This window comes from Blautia sp. AF32-4BH, from assembly GCF_003460565.1.
Classification (GTDB): domain Bacteria; phylum Bacillota; class Clostridia; order Lachnospirales; family Lachnospiraceae; genus Fusicatenibacter; species Fusicatenibacter saccharivorans.
Map to the genome: position 1 here is coordinate 22362 of NZ_QTVL01000022.1, position 17043 is coordinate 39404.

General features: G+C 48.3%; 14 protein-coding genes and 1 other annotated feature (1 of these 15 cut by a window edge). Of the genes, 5 read left to right on the plus strand and 9 right to left on the minus strand.

Annotated elements, in window-relative coordinates:
- Positions 1-232 (minus strand) — a binding site (T-box leader) (it extends 41 nt beyond the left edge of the window).
- A gap of 228 nt (positions 233-460) precedes the next feature.
- From DWZ44_RS18825 to miaB, 3 genes are all read left to right on the plus strand, one after another.
- Positions 461-844, plus strand: a complete 384-nt coding sequence (locus tag DWZ44_RS18825; RefSeq protein WP_242991171.1) for an SLC13 family permease — start codon at positions 461-463, stop codon at positions 842-844.
- Positions 845-867: 23 nt separating this feature from the next.
- Positions 868-1560 carry an SLC13 family permease gene (locus DWZ44_RS19220; RefSeq protein WP_330410134.1) on the plus strand — a complete coding sequence of 231 codons (693 nt, stop codon included), beginning with the start codon at positions 868-870 and terminating at the stop codon, positions 1558-1560.
- A 105-nt stretch (positions 1561-1665) separates the two neighbouring features.
- Positions 1666-3150 (plus strand): tRNA (N6-isopentenyl adenosine(37)-C2)-methylthiotransferase MiaB, encoded by a 1485-nt coding sequence (miaB, locus tag DWZ44_RS16970; protein ID WP_055266015.1) that lies wholly within the window; start codon positions 1666-1668, stop codon positions 3148-3150.
- A 91-nt stretch (positions 3151-3241) separates the two neighbouring features.
- On the opposite strand, the gene DWZ44_RS16975 is transcribed toward miaB, so the two are convergent.
- Positions 3242-4591, minus strand: coding sequence for an MATE family efflux transporter (locus DWZ44_RS16975; protein WP_117805371.1), 1350 nt, complete (start codon positions 4589-4591; stop codon positions 3242-3244).
- A 133-nt stretch (positions 4592-4724) separates the two neighbouring features.
- Here DWZ44_RS16975 and DWZ44_RS16980 point away from each other — a divergent pair, with 133 nt between their 5' ends.
- Positions 4725-5606: an AraC family transcriptional regulator gene (locus tag DWZ44_RS16980; protein ID WP_158565949.1), complete on the plus strand. Its 882-nt coding sequence runs from the start codon at positions 4725-4727 to the stop codon at positions 5604-5606.
- A 54-nt stretch (positions 5607-5660) separates the two neighbouring features.
- Here DWZ44_RS16980 and DWZ44_RS16985 read toward each other — a convergent pair whose 3' ends face one another.
- Positions 5661-8390: a beta-mannosidase gene (locus DWZ44_RS16985; protein WP_117805373.1), complete on the minus strand. Its 2730-nt coding sequence runs from the start codon at positions 8388-8390 to the stop codon at positions 5661-5663.
- Positions 8391-8679: 289 nt separating this feature from the next.
- Here DWZ44_RS16985 and DWZ44_RS16990 point away from each other — a divergent pair, with 289 nt between their 5' ends.
- A complete protein-coding gene (locus DWZ44_RS16990) occupies positions 8680-10467 on the plus strand; it encodes an aminopeptidase P family protein (RefSeq protein ID WP_117805378.1) in 1788 nt (595 codons plus the stop codon).
- 50 nt (positions 10468-10517) lie between these two features.
- Here the strand turns inward: DWZ44_RS16990 and DWZ44_RS16995 are convergent, their stop codons facing one another.
- The 7 genes from DWZ44_RS16995 to DWZ44_RS17030 all read right to left on the minus strand — a co-directional run.
- A complete protein-coding gene (locus DWZ44_RS16995; RefSeq protein ID WP_117805374.1) occupies positions 10518-11261 on the minus strand; it encodes an amino acid ABC transporter ATP-binding protein in 744 nt (247 codons plus the stop codon).
- Positions 11251-11940, minus strand: a complete 690-nt coding sequence (locus DWZ44_RS17000) for an amino acid ABC transporter permease (protein ID WP_117762276.1) — start codon at positions 11938-11940, stop codon at positions 11251-11253. The genes DWZ44_RS16995 and DWZ44_RS17000 overlap by 11 nt, the downstream gene beginning before the upstream one ends.
- Positions 11941-12116: 176 nt before the next feature.
- Positions 12117-12917 carry a transporter substrate-binding domain-containing protein gene (locus DWZ44_RS17005; protein WP_330411495.1) on the minus strand — a complete coding sequence of 267 codons (801 nt, stop codon included), beginning with the start codon at positions 12915-12917 and terminating at the stop codon, positions 12117-12119.
- Positions 12918-13351: 434 nt separating this feature from the next.
- Positions 13352-13654, minus strand: coding sequence for a diguanylate cyclase domain-containing protein (locus DWZ44_RS17015; protein ID WP_117805375.1), 303 nt, complete (start codon positions 13652-13654; stop codon positions 13352-13354).
- A gap of 16 nt (positions 13655-13670) precedes the next feature.
- Positions 13671-13829: a transposon-encoded TnpW family protein gene (locus DWZ44_RS17020; protein ID WP_081018971.1), complete on the minus strand. Its 159-nt coding sequence runs from the start codon at positions 13827-13829 to the stop codon at positions 13671-13673.
- Positions 13830-13972: 143 nt separating this feature from the next.
- Complete coding sequence (locus tag DWZ44_RS17025; protein ID WP_117805376.1) at positions 13973-15844, minus strand: AAA family ATPase; 1872 nt, start codon at positions 15842-15844, stop codon at positions 13973-13975.
- The coding region (locus DWZ44_RS17030; protein WP_117805377.1) for a MobA/MobL family protein at positions 15841-17043 on the minus strand (1203 nt) is incomplete at its 5' end. The genes DWZ44_RS17030 and DWZ44_RS17025, both read right to left, overlap by 4 nt.

Consider the following 17043-nt stretch of genomic DNA (forward strand, 5'->3'; position numbering starts at 1 on the left):
TCTTCTTTGAAACAAGCACGAATACAACGCACAAGCATACGCGGTTTCTGTAACGGGAAACTCCCGTGAAAACCTACTGGAATTCCGGCACATAGTACGATACACGGCCGATTCGTTGGGCTTTCCTTCTCCAAGATGATTTTCAATCCAGATTCGTTGCTGTCTCGCACCTTTCCGGCAGCTCTCTGAAAACGATTTGTCTGCATTTACTTTTTCTTTTCTCAGAATTTGCTTTTACACGACTGGAGCAATTTTAACGCGATTTTTGTTGATTGTCAAGAATTGACTGGAAAAATTTGTCGTTTTTTTGAAAAACCGCATTTTTTTCGGTTTTGGACCTTTTTCTTGCATCTTTTCCATATCTTTTATATAATAATCTGCGGTATCCGAAATATGCAGCCTGATTTTTCATCTCGATCTTCCAACATCAGTCCTGCTTATTCATGAAAGGATGATTTTTATGATAAAAAAACTGATTTCCTTTTTTCAAAAAGATGCAGTGCTTACCGTCTCTTTTTTTCTTGCAGTGCTTTCCTGCTTTTTCTGTCCTCCCGGTCCACAGTATCTTGGCTATCTGGATTTTCATACTCTGATCCTGCTGTTCTGTCTGATGCTGATTGTCGCGGGTCTGCGGGAATGTGGCGTATTTGACTGGCTTGGCACCAGTCTTCTCCGGCATGTAAACTCAGAACGGATGGTTGCTCTGCTTCTGATTTCCCTGTGCTTTTTCTGCAGCATGCTGATTACCAATGATGTCGCTCTGATTACCTTTGTTCCGTTTGGCATTCTGCTTCTGCGAATGTGCCATATGGAGCAGAAAAAATACTTCTTGTCACCTTTATGACCATGGCTGCAAACCTTGGCAGTATGTTTACTCCTATCGGCAATCCGCAGAACCTTTATCTGTATTCGCTTTCCGGACTTTCCCTTTTGCATTTTCTGCTTATGATGCTGCCTTATACTCTGGGTGCTGCAGTTCTTTTTCTGATCTGCATTTTTCTGTTTTTCTCCGGAAAGAAAATTTCCGTTTCCCTGGAGAAAAAAGCGATTACTCATCCGCGGCAAATCGCAGTTTTTGCAGCTCTTTTTTTCTGCTGTATTCTTACGGTTGCCAAACTTCTCCCGCATAGTATTCTGCTTCTGATCACGATTGCCGGGATCTGCCTGGTGAACCGCAGCCTTTACCGCAGAGCAGACTACTCTCTTTTGTTCACTTTTGTGTTTTTCTTTCTTTTTATTGGAAACATGAAACAAATGGCAGCGCTTCGTATTTATCTGGAACAGATGATTACCGGACACGAACGGCTTCTTTCCGTCCTCACAAGCCAGATCATCAGCAATGTTCCTGCCGCCATGCTGCTTTCCGGATATACAAAAGAAATCCCGGAACTGATTGTAGGAACCAACCTCGGCGGCCTCGGGACTTTAATTGCATCTATGGCAAGCCTGATCTCCTATCGCCAGATTACGGCCGCAGACGCTTCCTGCCGCAAAAAATATATCCTGATTTTTACTGTTTTCAATCTTGTTTTTCTTGCTATTTTGTATCAGATACGCTAAAATAAAAAGAAGATCCGGCTGTACGGGTCTTTTTTCACGGCATTTTATACCGTCTCATTATTACTGTACTTAGCATTTTATATTGAAAAAGAAAGGGTTTCATTTATGAAGATAGATCTCAGAAACGTTCCGGATGCCGAGGTTTCCGGTATTGATCTTGCAAATGTTGACATTACTGTTCCGGCGCCGGAGACAGAACCGCAGCGTCAGTATTACTTTATGGCACTTTTAAAACAGCAGCTCGTACCGGAGCGTGCAAAACAAAACGGAAAAGAGTATCTGACTGCCTGCATCACAACCTTCGGCTGCCAGATGAACGCCCGCGATTCCGAAAAACTGGAGGGAATTCTGGAAACCGTCGGCTACCACATTGTGGAGACCGAAGATGCCGATTTTGTTGTTTACAACACCTGTACCGTCCGTGAAAACGCAAATCTGCGTGTCTACGGTCGTCTTGGACAGCTTGGCAAGTACAAAAAGAAAAATCCGGGCATGATTATTTCCCTCTGCGGATGCATGATGCAGGAGCCGCTTGTTGTCGAAAAACTCAAAAAAAGCTACCATTTCGTCAACCTGATTTTTGGAACGCATAATATCTACCGCTTTGCCGAGTATCTTGTCCGGTGCATGACAGAGGACCGCATGGTGATTGATATCTGGAAAGATACCGACAAAATCGTGGAAAATCTCCCGGTTGACCGCAAATATCCGTTCAAGTCGGGTGTTAATATTATGTTCGGCTGCAATAACTTCTGCAGCTACTGTATCGTACCGTATGTGCGCGGCCGCGAACGCAGCCGGAAGCCGGAGGAAATCATCGCAGAGATCAAACGCCTCGTTGCAGACGGCGTTGTTGAAATCATGCTGCTTGGTCAGAATGTCAATTCCTACGGAAAGAATCTCGAGGAGCCGATGACGTTTGCACAGCTTCTGCGCAAGGCAAATCAGATTGAAGGGCTGAAACGCATCCGTTTCATGACCTCACATCCAAAGGATCTCTCGGAAGAACTGATCGATGCAATGCGCGACTGCGAGAAGGTCTGCCTCCATCTTCATCTTCCGCTCCAGTCCGGAAGCAGCCGTATCTTAAAACTGATGAACCGCCGTTATACCAAAGAGCAGTATCTCGACCTGGTAGACCGAATCCGCGCAAAAGTGCCGGATATTTCTCTGACAACAGATATTATCGTTGGTTTCCCTGGTGAGACCGAAGAAGATTTTCTGGAAACACTGGATGTGGTCCGCCGCGTTCGTTACGACAGCGCGTTTACCTTCCAGTATTCCAGAAGAACCGGAACACCGGCAGCTGCCATGGAAGACCAGATCCCGGCGGATGTTGTAAAAGACCGTTTTGACCGTCTTCTTGCCGAGGTCCAGGAAATTTCCCGCGAGGTAACCGCAAGACATCTTCATACCGTACAGGAAGTTCTGGTGGAAAGTATCAATGAGCAGGACGCTTCTCTTGTCACCGGCCGTATGAGCAACAATACGCTGGTTCATTTCCCGGGAGATGCTTCGATGATCGGAACGCTGCAGAACGTTTCCCTGGACGAATGCCGCGGCTTCTACTATATGGGAACGCTTGTTTAACCAAAAGACCCTGCCCGCACAGTTTTTCAGTCTTTGAAAAGACTATGTTACAAAGCTGTGCAGGCAGGGTTTTTACATATAACTTCTCCTTTTATCCTCTCACATCTGGAGTTTTCCCGGAGAGCCGCCTCTGATAAAAAAAGTAGGTAATCATAAGCATAACTCCAGCTCCGACCCATGCGGAAATTTCTGCGAATGCCACTCCGCGGAACGCAAGGCGCGGTTCTAAAAGCAGCACAACCATGACGCGCATGGCAACCTCCACAATCCCGGACACCATCGGCAGAACTGTTTTTCCCATTCCCTGGCAGGCGTTTCGGAAGACAAACAGCCCGCCAAGGGCGAACAGGGCAACTCCGGTAACCGGCAGAAAGATACAGGTATAGGAAATGACTGTCGCATCATTCAGCATCAGGGATGCCAGAAACTTCGGGCAGAAAATTTCCAGTGCTGCAAAAGGAAGATTGACAAGGACAGAAAGCACGACACCTGCCCTGACTCCCTGTTTGATCCGGTCGTATTTTCCGGCTCCATAATTTTGTCCTGTAAAAGTCAGAAGTGCAAGTCCAAGTGTTATACCCGGCTGCTCGAACAGACCGCACACCTTCATACATGCAGCATAAGCCGCGACATAAGCCGTTCCCATCTGATTGACAAAAACCTGAAGGACCATACCGCCCACCGCAGTTACAGAATTCATCACAGCTACCGGCAGGCCTTTTCCAACGAGTGCGCCAAGAAGTACACCATCTGCCCTCCAGTCTGTTTTCCGCGGAAGCAGTTCTGCGGCGCGCCGGATATATACCAGACAGTAAAGGGCAGAAACCACCTGCGCCAGAACCGTTGCAAGCGCCGCTCCAAACACGCCCATGCCAAACGGAAATACAAATAGAAGATCCAGCACAATATTGACCACCGACGAAACGATCATAGAAGCCAGCGGCACTTTACTGTTTCCGACGGACCGGAGCAGCGTCATGGCAAAGTTATTAAAAATGGTAACGGTACTGCCCGCCAGAATGGTTCCAAAATAAACCAGAGTGTCTGTCATCATATCCTCCGGTGTCTGGAGAAAGACAAACAGACGGCGCATCCAAAACAGACTGCCCACCGTAATTACAATTCCAATGGCAAGGCAGATATAAACCGACATCGCAATTTCTTTCCGCAGTTTTTCGATATCATTCGCTCCAAAGGAGTGGGAAATACAGATCCCAAGTCCTCCGGTAAGCCCCATGGCAAAGCCGAGAATCAAAAAATGTACCGAACTGGTATTTCCAACCGCTGCCAGGGCCACATCTCCGATCCCCTTTCCAACGACCATGGAATCCACAAAGCTGTAAAGCTGCTGAAAAAGATTTCCGATCAGAATCGGCAGGAAAAACTGAAAAATCAGCTTCATGCTGTTGCCCTGCGTCATATCATTTGTTGTTTTTTGCATGATGATAATCTTGTAACCTTTCCTTTCTTCATTCCTTCTTGCAAATCATATAAAATCACTATATACTAAAAGAAGTTTGTTTCCATCCACAGTCAGTATGGAACATCCACTACGAACGAAAAGTGAGACATCTATGAATAACTTATATGAATATATCGACCCCATCGCCTCTCCTTATGAGGCTTTTCTTTTTGACAGCACGCGGGACTCCCTTCCGATTCCTGCTCACTGGCACTATTATGTAGAACTTCTCTACGTTCTGAAAGGAGAAATTGAGGTTTCCCTTGATAATGTGACATCCATCGGAACGGAAGGATCCGTGATCCTTTTTCCGCCCAAATGCGTTCATTCCATCGCGCTTGCAAAAGGGTCTGTTCCGGTGCAGTATGATGTGATTAAATTTGACCCCAATCTTCTGCCCACCTGCAAGACGGATGAGCTGGATCTGCGTTCGATTCTGCACGGCCTCCACACGTTCCGCTGCCCCTGTATTTTTTCTCCGGAGCAGGTACGGAAAATGGACCTTTTTCCTCTTTTTTCGGATATTCTTAAGGAATACCGGGATAAAGAGCTTGGCTATTCCATGATTCTTACAGCGGATCTTCGGAAAATCATCAGCCGTTTTGTACGGAATTGGCAGAAAAGCGGGACTTCTTTTCCGTCTCCCGGCGTGCATCCTTCCTACGAAATCAGTTTTGACCTGATTTCCGAATACATTGATTCCCATTATTTTGAAGAACTGACCGTAGAGAAACTTGCCGCCATGTGCAACATGTCGCACTCCACATTTTCCATGAATTTTTACCGCCGCTACAATATGACCTGCAAAGAATATATTACGGCAACCAGAATCAATGCGGCAGAAAACATGCTGCTTTTTTCCAGTCACGATGTTTCTTTTATTGCCAGAGAAGTCGGCTATCCGGACTGCAGCTATTTCATCCGGTGTTATAAAAAAATAAAAGGAATCACACCGAAACAGGCCAGAAAAATGCAGGCAGAAAAAAATAAATAACGTTATTTTGCAGAAAAGGGCACGCATTCATTTTGCGTGCCCTTTTTCCATGCCTTATCGTTCTGCTGTCTCGTATACGCTTCGTACGCGGTATGCGCCCGATACGCCGGTTCCCTTGGCGGTAAAGTCTGCGGTCGGCAGAATACGGAAGGTCTTTGTTCCTGCTTCCATATCAACGAAGTTATCGTCCAGGCGAAGCACACCGTTTTCGGTCTCTACGCTGACAGATTTTGCGAAGTTCTCTGCCGTTACAGTTACGGTATCGCCGTCTACCGATACAGAAAGTTTCGGATCTGCGAAATGGTAATGCTTCGGTGCACAGAACAGCGTCGATCCGGAAGATACGACGTTTCCATCGACAACCAGCTCATACGTCAGATGAACTTCCAGCGGATCCTGACCGTTGAAATCAAGATGCGGCATCCACTGTCCGCCGTAGGCCGGTGCGTTGACCTCGAAGGTTCCCTCTTTGACTACGGAAGAATCCGGACGGCGCAGAGACCATTTTACGGTTCCAACAATCGGCTCACCCGTCTCATTCGCAACGTGAAGGTCTGCACTGACATCGATTGGATGCGGCAGGGTGTTGACAAACGGTTTCTGATCGATCTCTCCATGCTCCTCACAGGAAAGCAGAATCGGTGCGAACATCTTCTTCTCTGCGTACTGCAGGGCTTTCCAGTTTCCGTAGTAATCGACGCTTGCCCAGGATGCTACCGGCCAGATATCGTTCAGCTGCCATACAACAGCACCCATGCAGGTACCACGGAAGCGGCGGAAATGCTCTACGCCGTAACGGATGGCATCTGCCTGAAGAAGCTGTGAGCAGTAAAGAAGCTCATCAAAATTCTTCGGATACAGATAGGTCTGTGAGATATAGTTCAGGATCTTTCCGTTGGCAGCCGTATTTCTCTGGTGCATTTCCATGACGCGTGAGAAGATGTTGCGGTCGCCGTCTTCCGTAAACCGTTTTACAGTCTGCAGGGACGGGAAGGACTGGAATCCGAACTCGGACAGGAAACGGTAATGGTGGGAACGATAAGCGGTAAACGGCTCGCTTCCGTGCCATACGCCCCAGTAATGGGTATCGCCGACATTTTCCGCATTGCTGTTTTCGTAATTTCCACCTGAAGACGGGGATGACGGCCAGTAGAATTTCTCCGGATCCTCTTCTTTGACGATTTTCGGAATGATGTACTCATACAGATGGATATAATCGTAATACTGTTTCTTGGATTTCGGCCATGCCAGCATTTCATACTGTGTCTCCATCTCATTGTTTCCGCACCACAGAGCAATGCTTGCATGAGAACGAAGTCTGCGTACATTCTGACGGATTTCTGTGGAGATATTCTCCTCAAAATGATCTGACAGCTCATAGGAAGCGCAGGCAAACATGAAGTCATGCCAGATCAGAAGTCCTCTCTCATCGCAGACATCATAGAAGAAGTCATCGAGGAAGTATCCGCCGCCCCATATACGCAGGGAATTGAAGTTTGCTTCCTGTGCAGATTTTAACAGCAGATCGGTACGTTCCCTCGTCTGGCGGGTTAAAATATTATCCTCCGGAATGTAATCCGCGCCCATCGCGAAAATCTGCAGTCCGTTGATTTCATATGCAAAGTTGCGGCCTTTTACCGTCTTTGCTGCTTTATCGGTGATAATTACTTTCTTCTCACCGTTTGTCATAACCATGTTGTCGCCGTCGTCGTAATCTGGTGCCTGTCCGGTCATGTGCTCATCATAAACTTCATCTTCCATCGGATCGGTATTGACCGTGATGGTGCGAAGACCTATTTTCTTCTCCCAGGTATCCAGGGTATCCTCTGCAACAAGCGCTACCTTTACCTGATACAGTGCCTGTGCGCCGTAACCGTTCGGCCACCACAGCTCCGGATTTTCTACGGTAAGAGAAGCCTGTACATGGTTGCTGCGAAGCTCACACGTAAGACCAGTCAGATTCTTTGCCGGTGCTGAATGGGTCAGCGGATCGATGCTGCTGCTTTCTGCGGTCAGAACGGTTTTTCCATCCGGAGAAGTAACCGTCATGACAATTTTTACGTTTCCGTCGGTAACTCCCGGCATCCACTCGATCTCGGCATCTGCCGTCAGGCGAACAGAATCAACAACGTTTCCGTGAACCGTTTTTCCGGTTACGTGATGCTCCTGGCCTACAAATACCTGTGCCAGACGGGCTGTTTTTACTGCGAGAACGGAAGCTTCACGGAACAGTCCTGCATCTGGAAGACGCGGGCCCCAGTCCCAGCCGTACATGCACGCTGCTTTACGGATATGCGGGAATCCCGGCATTGCATCGGAGGATCCGCCAACCGGGCATTTTGTATCTTCTTCCGCAATGAATTTGGTCGGGGAATGCAGAATCACTTTTACCTGATATACGGTATCGGCTGCATCACCTGCAACAAGATCGGTAATATCGTACTCCCAGACACGGTTCATGTTGTCTGCGGAGCCGATTTTCTCTCCGTTCAGATAAACATCCGCGATCGTATCAATTCCGTCGAAATGTAAAAACAGGCGGTCCGCTTTTCTGTCTTCCTCTCCGATCACGATTTCTGTCTCGTATGCGAAATCGTTCTCCATCAGTTTCAGTGCGTCGAGTTCATTGTCACGATAAAACGGATCCGGGATCAGACCTTTTTCCAGAAGTGTGCCGTAAACGGTAGACGGAACCTTTGTCTCAATTGGAGTCTCCGGAATATCGTAAACATTTTTTCCAAGGACCGTTAAGGTCCAGTTGTCTTTCAGACATATTGTATGCATTACAGTATGTCCCCCTTTCTTACATAGTTTCTGCTTCTTCGCGTAGTTTCACCACGCTTTTTCTTTCTTCCTATCTTACTTCTTTTGTGCAGAAAATGGTACAAAAAAGCTCTTGAAAAATAGGAAAAATCTCCAAATGCACAAAAATTTTCGCAAAAACAGGAAAACAGTGAGACAAATTCTCAATCATCACTTTGACAGATTTGGAAAATGTGATAGAATAAAAATGTTGGCATCCCATTTAAAAATGCCGACATTATTTTTCGAAAAGAAAGATGAGGAAAAAACTATGATACCAGAAAGATTAGCTGCTCTCCGTGAAAAAATGAGAGCATACGGCGTGGACGCTTATCTGGTTCCGACCGCCGATTATCATGAATCCGAATATGTAGGAACTTACTTTAAAGCAAGAACGTATATTACCGGTTTTACCGGTTCTGCCGGAACTGCTGTGATTACGCAGGACGAAGCGTGCCTCTGGACCGATGGCCGCTACTTCGTACAGGCAGCCAAAGAACTTGCCGGAACCGGCGTTACCTTAATGAAAATGGGCCAGGAAGGCGTTCCGACGGTAGAGGAATACCTGGCGGCAAATACAAAAGAGGGCATGACCATTGGTTTTGACGGCCGCGTTGTCAATGAAATGCTCGGCGAAGCACTGGAGAAAACACTTCCGGAGCGTTTTCTTTCCTATCGAAGCGACCTGATCGGTGAGATCTGGTCGGACCGCCCGGCACTTTCCGCAGAACCCGTGTGGATCCTTGATGCAAAATATACCGGTGAATCCGCTGCGGAGCGTCTTGCAAAAGTACGCGAAAAGATGAAAGAGAACGGTGCCGAAGTGCATATTCTGACTGCACTGGATGATATCGCCTGGATGCTGAATATCCGTGGAAACGATATTCCATGCAACCCGGTTGTTCTCTCCTATCTCGTACTGACAGAAACCGAGAGTCATCTGTTCATTCAGGAAGAAACCTTAAATGAGAAAGTAAAACAGTATCTTGCTGATCTTGGCATTTCCCTTCATCCATACGATGCTGTTTATGATTTTGTTTCCGGCATCACAGGAAAAACCATTCTTCTGGAAAAAGCCAAAGTCAACTACACGATCTGCCAGAGTGTCATGGGCAGCAATACGATTGTCAATGTCATGAACCCGGCTTCTTCTTTAAAAGCAGTCAAAACACCGGTTGAGATGGAAAACATCCGAAAAGCCCACATCAAAGACGGCGTTGCCGTTACCCGTTTCGTATACTGGTTAAAGAAGAATATCGGTAAGATCCCAATGGATGAGGTTTCCGTTGCTGAAAAACTGGAATCCTTCCGGAAGGAGCAGGAAGGCTTTATTGAGCCAAGTTTCGGAACGATTTCCGCTTACGGCCCGAATGCTGCTATGTGCCATTATCAGGCAACGAAAGACAATTTCTCTGTTCTGCAGCCAAAAGGCATGTACCTAGTGGACTCCGGCGGACAGTATTATGAGGGAACGACCGATATTACCAGAACAATCGTAGTTGGACCGCTGACCGAGGAAGAAAAAGAACATTTCACCATCACTGCGATGGGAACCCTTCGTCTTGGAAATGCAAAATTCCTCCACGGCTGCATCGGTATCAACCTTGATTACCTTGCAAGACAGGCATTCTGGGAGAGAGGTCTTGACTTCAATCACGGAACCGGCCACGGTGTCGGTTATCTCTTAAATGTACATGAGCGTCCAAACGGTTTCCGCTGGAAAATGGTTCCGGAGCGGATGGAAAACGCCGTTCTTGAGGAGGGCATGCTTACTTCCGATGAACCGGGTATCTATATCGAAGGAAGCCACGGCATCCGTACTGAGAACCTGATGCTCTGCCGCAAAGCAGAAAAGAACATGTACGGCCAGTTCATGTGCTTTGAGTTCGTTACCATGGTTCCGATCGATCTTGACGGTATTGACACACAGTATATGACCGAAAAAGATGTGGAACTGCTGAACAACTACCACAAAGAAGTATATGAAAAGATTTCTCCTTATCTAGAAGGAGACGAAAAAGAGTGGCTGAAAGAAGCCACCCGCCCGATTTCCAAATAAGATGCAAAAACGCTGTTCTGTGTTTTGATGATACAGAACAGCGTTTTTTATTATAATACTTTCGATAAAAACTCTTTGAGCCGGGGATGCTGCGGATTTGCGAAGAACTCCTGCGGCGTATTCTCCTCCTGAATATTTCCCTCGTTGATAAAGATCACGCGGGTTGCCACTTCTCTTGCAAAACCCATTTCATGCGTTACGACAACCATCGTCATGCCTGATTCAGCAAGTTCCTTCATAATTTCAAGAACCTCCCCTACCATTTCCGGGTCGAGTGCGGAGGTCGGCTCGTCAAACAGCATGACATCCGGGTTCATCGCAAGGGCGCGTGCAATGGCGATTCGCTGTTTCTGACCGCCGGAAAGGCTTCCCGGGTAAGCATCTGCTTTATCCGGCAGTCCAACGCGGTTTAAGAGCTCCAACGCTTTTTTCGCTGCTTCTTCCGGTGTCATCAGCTTTAATGTCACCGGGGCGAGCATGATATTTTCCTTGACGGTTTTATGCGGAAACAGGTTGAACTGCTGAAATACCATTCCAATTCTCTGTCGTACATGGTCGATATCGGTTTCCGGCGCCGTGATGTCAACGCCCTCGAAATAAATTTTTCCGCCGGTTGGAATTTCCAGACGGTTTAAGGAACGCAGAAAGGTCGATTTTCCGGAACCGGAAGGACCGATGACAGCGACAACCTCTCCCTGACGGATCTCTGTACTGATCCCGTCCAGAACCTTATTATCCTCGAAGCTCTTCTGCAGATTTTCAACTTTGATTAATACTTTTTCATTAGTGGTCACTCTTACGCAGTCTCCTTTCCAGTTTTCCCATGAAATAGGTCAGAATCATAACAAGAATCAGATAAAAGATCGCTGCGGAAAGAAGCGGAACCAGTGCATCGTACGTACGGCTCTGTACCAGGGTCGCTGCCTTTGTAATATCAATGGTTCCGATATAGCCGATGATGGCAGTCTCTTTTAACAGCACGATCATCTCATTAATCAGCGCCGGAAGAACATTTTTAAACGCCTGCGGAATGATGATGAGACGCATGGTCTGTGCAGAATTTAAGCCAAGGCTTCGTCCTGCTTCCGTCTGTCCTTTGTCCACAGACATAATTCCGGAACGGAAAATCTCAGCAACGTATGCACCGGAATTGATACCAAATGCGATTCCGCCGATCACGATATTGTTCAGGTTTACGGTTGCAAAAATAACCGAATAGAAAAACAGGATCTGAATCATGGACGGCGTTCCGCGGATGATCGTCAGATAGACGCGCGCAACGATGTTCAGAAGTTTTAATTTACCGGTCTGCTCGTGTGTCGAGCGGATCAGTGCGATAAGAAGTCCGAGCACAACACCGATGCACAGCGCAAGCACCGTGACAAGCAGTGTCGTCTTCAGACCGGTCAGCCACCATTCTGTAGCACCATTGTCTACAAAGTAGCGGTTGAACTGATGATGTAAATTTTCCATATGACACATCTCTCCTTTGTGTTTTTAACTGCGGGATCTGCAACCGGCAGTTTCCTTACAGCGCAATCGAAAAACGAACGGCCGCGCCTTTTGTCTGGCGGACAGCCGCTCGTTTCTATCCCCTGATTCCAGATTGCCCCGTACTTCGTACTCTCGCAGTCCTTATCACTATGTTATTACTTTCTGACGATGACAACCTGTGTTGCATCTGCATAAGTATCCGTGAAATCAACGCTTTCTTCCCGTTCTGGAGTAACGGTCATTCCGGCTGCGCCGAAGTCTGCTTTTCCACTGTTGACAGATGCAAGGATGGTTTCAAATGACATATCCTCGATTTTCAGCTCATAACCAAGCTTGTCGCAGATTGCCTTGGAAATGTCGGCATCGATACCAACGATATCATTTCCCTCTTTGTACTCCCACGGCTCGAACTCAGCGTTGGTTGCCATGGTAAGCGTTCCGTTGGAACGGTCCACGTCTGCCGGGGACTCATACGGATGCTGGCCGACTTCATCACCAATGTAGTTGCTCATGATCTCATCAAGAGTTCCGTCCTCTTTCAGCTCTGCCAATGCAGTGTTGAACTCGTCTCTTAACTCATTTCCTTTTTTGAAGCACATCGCGTACTCTTCGGTATCAAAAATGCCTTCTACAATTTTCAGATCATCGTTTGCTGCAACGAATTTTTCTGCCGGCAGGGAATCGATGACAACACAGTCAATCTTTCCGTTTTTCAGTGCCTGAATAGCATCGGCGCCTTTGTTGTAACGCTGCATCTGGGAATCTGCATTAACGGCATCGCTCGCCTGAGAATCACCTGTTGTTCCGGTCTGTACACCAATCTTCAGATCTGCCAGATCCTCTACGGATGTTACTTCTACTTTCTTTGCGGTAGATGCAGAACTTCCGCAGCCTGCCATCGAAACAGCAAACAAAACGGACATTGCAAGTGCTGTTGCTTTTTTTGCAAAATTCATTTTCATAATAATCTCCTTCTCTCCTCATGTAATGTATATTTATTCACTTTCCCTTATTATAACAGCATCTTTCTGAAATGCAAGGAAAAACGGAAAAAAAGCAACAGAAATACAAAAGACAGCCCGGGGGTTCTTCCATGGCTGTCTTTCCGTTTTTGTATTCAGTCCGTATTTTTTCCGTCTGCTGCTGTGCAGCGCAGGATCCGCTGAATGCTCTTTTCCGATAAAGCATATTCCTCTGAGAGTTCGGAAACTCTGCTTCCGTTTTGATGTTTCTCGCAAATTTCCCGGCACCGGATGCTCCTTTGCCCATTCCTAGGCTTCCACACTGCTCCCGAAGAGCTTTAAGGCTTCCATCCCTTCCAGTCCCTCTGTATTTGTTCGTCGTCTACACAAATGATGTTCATCTGGTATCTCTCCTGCCTTGTCCTGTTCTAATTGCTTTTCATCCATTCTTCATAAATGGAGGCACTGTATCCCTGTTTCTTTTTACTCTGATACATTGCCCGGTCCGCCTTTCTGTACAGCTGGTCAAAAGAAACTTCTTCCGATGCCTCGCAGAAACAGGCACCCAGGCTGATTTCTATCTGCTTCCCCTTCATTTCCGCAATCGTAATCTGGCTGATGTTATAAAAAAGTCTTTCGAAAAATCTCTCTGCCGCCGCTTTCTCCCGCATTTCCGGCATAAAGACTGCAAACTCGTCACCCCAGAGACGAAAAGTCAAGGACTTTTTCATCAAATTCAAAAAGAAGTCACATTTTGCGGACTTCCTCACGAAGCATACGCTTGATTTTGTCCTCCATTGTCTCTTTTGCGGTCTGGCTGAAATGCACACGGACGATATAGGTGGTCTTGCCGATCTGCTTTCTGACAGTCGGGCAAGGGGTACTGTTGGTTGCGGTATTGTTCATTCAAAATCCTCCTGTAAATAAAAAATGCCCGGTGACTTTTCATCATCGGGCGGTGATCGGTATGAGGGAAGAAGGCAAGGCGGCAACATTAAGGTATCTATAAAAACCTTGCCGTCTTTGCCACGCTTGCCTTGTTCCTGTTATTAGTCTCGGAGATAGCAGACCCATGCTGTGCTGTCTTTCTCGGTCACAAGCCTGTCTCCGATACGGCTCTTTGCCGTTCTCATGGTGCGTGAGGAAATCCCACGCTCATTGACTGCCTTTTCCAGCTCTGCACTCGGCATACGCTTTCCGTTTGCAAGCAATTCCAGAATGAGCATTTGCGCCTGTGCGGTCTTGCTCTCGGTCTTTGCGGTGTCTGTCCCGGCAAGAAGCTCGTCAGCGGTAATGTCATAAGCCCCTATCCACTCAAAGCCTTTCTCGTCTCCCAGAGAAAAGGCAAGGGACTGTCCGGGCGGCGCAAGGGAGCTTTTCTCATGGATAAGTACCCTTGTTGTGGGGCTGTCCCTCAGCTTGCCGATAAAGAGCAGACTGCGGACTGCCGCCGTAATGTCGATAGACCCTAATCCCCGGTAGGTGCTTTGCGTTCCTGCGGCTTTGTTGAGGTGTCCGATCAGCACGATAGCGCACCCGGTAGCCTGTGCAATGTCTCCCAGACTGCGGAATATCGGGCGCACTTCATTTGCCCGGTTCATGTCCACATCTGCGCCCAGAAACGCCTGCACCGGGTCAATGATAACCAGCCTTGCGTTGTTCTCACGGATTGCCCTTGCTATGCGCTCATCGGCAAGGGTCAGCGGCGTGTCTCTATCGTCAATGACAAGTACTCTTTCAAGGTCTGCGTCCGCTTCCATCAGTCGGGGCTTGACGGTATCGCCCAGACCGTCCTCTGCGGTCTGGTAGATGATGTTGAAAGGCTCAAGGGACTCCATACCGGGTAAAGGCTTTCGGTTAGTGCAAGCCGCCGCAAGACGCATGGCAAAGTAGGTCTTGCCCTCGCCGGGGTTGCCCTGTATAATCGTCAGCTTTCCAAAGGGGATATAGGGAAACCATAGCCAATCCACGCTCGTCAGCTCCACATCTGCCATGCGGAGCATGGGAACAGGCTGGGCGGTGGGCAGCTCTCGCAGCGTGATTGTCTCGGCTATGAATTTGCGGCTGGGAATGTCCCCTTGCTGACGGAGAACATCGTTCCAGTCTTTCCTTGCCGGGACAAGGCGAATGACGGCGATCTCGCCGGGAATGTCCTGTGCCAGCCGGGTGCAGGCTTCACTTCCTGCGGTGTCGCTGTCAAGGCAGAGGAACACTTTTCGGGTGTCCTTGCGTTCAGAAAGAAAACGGTCAAGGGCTTTGCCTGAAACGCCGCCCAGGGCAAGGTAGCTCCTTGTCTGCCAGTCCTGCGGATAAAGGCAGATAAAGGACAAAAGGTCAATCGGTGCTTCAAAGACAAAGAGCTGGTTGCCGTTTCCCTCATAGTGGAACGGATAGGATTTGTCAGACCCGGCAATGTCCTGTCTGAATGGGTCTGCCGTTCCTCGCACATGGGCGTATCTCGGCGTACCGCTTCGGTCTCTGCCGACAAACACAACATTGTGCCGCTTTGCGTCCTCGTAAATATCCCCGGAAAGAAGAAAAGCCTCAACCAGTTTCGGGTTGAGACCTCGGCTTTCGCAAAGATATTGAATTGCTCTGTCGGCTGTTCTGTTGTGCAAGGGCAAGTGAAACGCTGTGGGCGGTGCTGTGCTGGCTTCGGTCTGCCCCTCGCCGCTTTCGCCGGTCAGGAGCTGGACGGCTTCGGGAAAGGATTTTCCGTAAAACTCCATGACAAAATCAATGGGATAGCCGCCCTTGCTCTGGCTATGACGAAACCACTTGTTTCCCCGGACGGTCAGGCTGTCATGTTCTTTCCAGCGGTATTCCCGTCCGCTTTTGATAAGCGTCTCTCCCTGTGTACGGAGAAAATCTTCCAGACTGACGGCGTTCGCCCGGTCAATCTGTGCTTGGGTGTAATTCATCGGGATAGTTCCTCCTTTTTGTGTTGTGTTTGGGGTCGATTTTGGAGCATTTGTTCCTCTGTGCGCTCGTTAAATCGGGCGGCAGTATCTACACATGACTTGACCTTCCAAAGGCGGTGTAAATCGTCTCTGACAGCCTTAAACTCGCCATAGGTGGTTTCGTGCGCCTGTTCCAGCTCGTCATACTCTTCGGTCAGCTTTTTCATATCCACCTTGCCGTCTGGGAACTCCCCAGTCAGCTTTCGTCTGGCGGCGTAGAACTGTTTCAGTTCCGCTTCATGCTCTGCCTTGTACTTGGCTCTGGGCTTCTCAAACTTGATTTTCTGCAAGCCGTCATAGACAGGCTTCAAGCTCTGGAAAGCGGCGGAGCTGTCATAGAGCTGCTTGATTGCTTTCATTCGGGTGTTCTGTTCGTCCAGCGTTTTCTTCAAGCTCTCTGTGGCAGCACTGTGTTCGCTGACACGGCGTTCCAAATCCTCAAGGGAGTAAATGCCGTTTGCCCGGAGATAATTGAAAGTCTCGTTCATCTCCTTTAGGTTGCTGATTTTACCTTTCTGGGAATACGCCCCGGCTTTGCGCTGGGTGTAATAGGCGTTCAGCAGAGAAACAAGGTCGGGTGCCTGCGGCTTGGCAAGCTCCGCTTTTGCTTCGGCAATCCAATCGAACAGGAGAGCGATTTTCTTCTTGATGTCCCGGATTACGGCGTTGGTGGCTTTAATCCAGCGGTTGAACTCGCCCTTTTCGGTGCGGATGCCTTTCTTCTCCATCGCCCGGACGGTTGCGCCCTCATGGACGGTGGGAAGAAGCTCTACGCCCTGACGCTCATAGCTTCGGTGGTCGATACGAACATCAAGACCTTTTTCCGCAAACTTGGCGTTGCATAGTTCCGCCCATGTCTGACGCCAATGTTCCAGCGTTTCGGGACTGCCCCAGTCGGTAGTGGGAACGGCGTTGAACACAAACTTTCCGTCTGCGTCTCGGATACGGTTGCCGTCCTCGTCCAGCTCATACACCCGGCGTTGCTTTAGTCCCCATTTGCCGTTCTGCTCGATGGGGCGGATGGGGCAAAGCACATGAAAATGCGGATTGGGTATGCCGCCGTCCTCCCGGTCTGGCTGGTGTACGGCGAAGTCAACCACCATGCCCCGGCTCACAAAGTTCTCCAATAAAAATTGCCTTGCAAGAGCGATGTTTTCCTC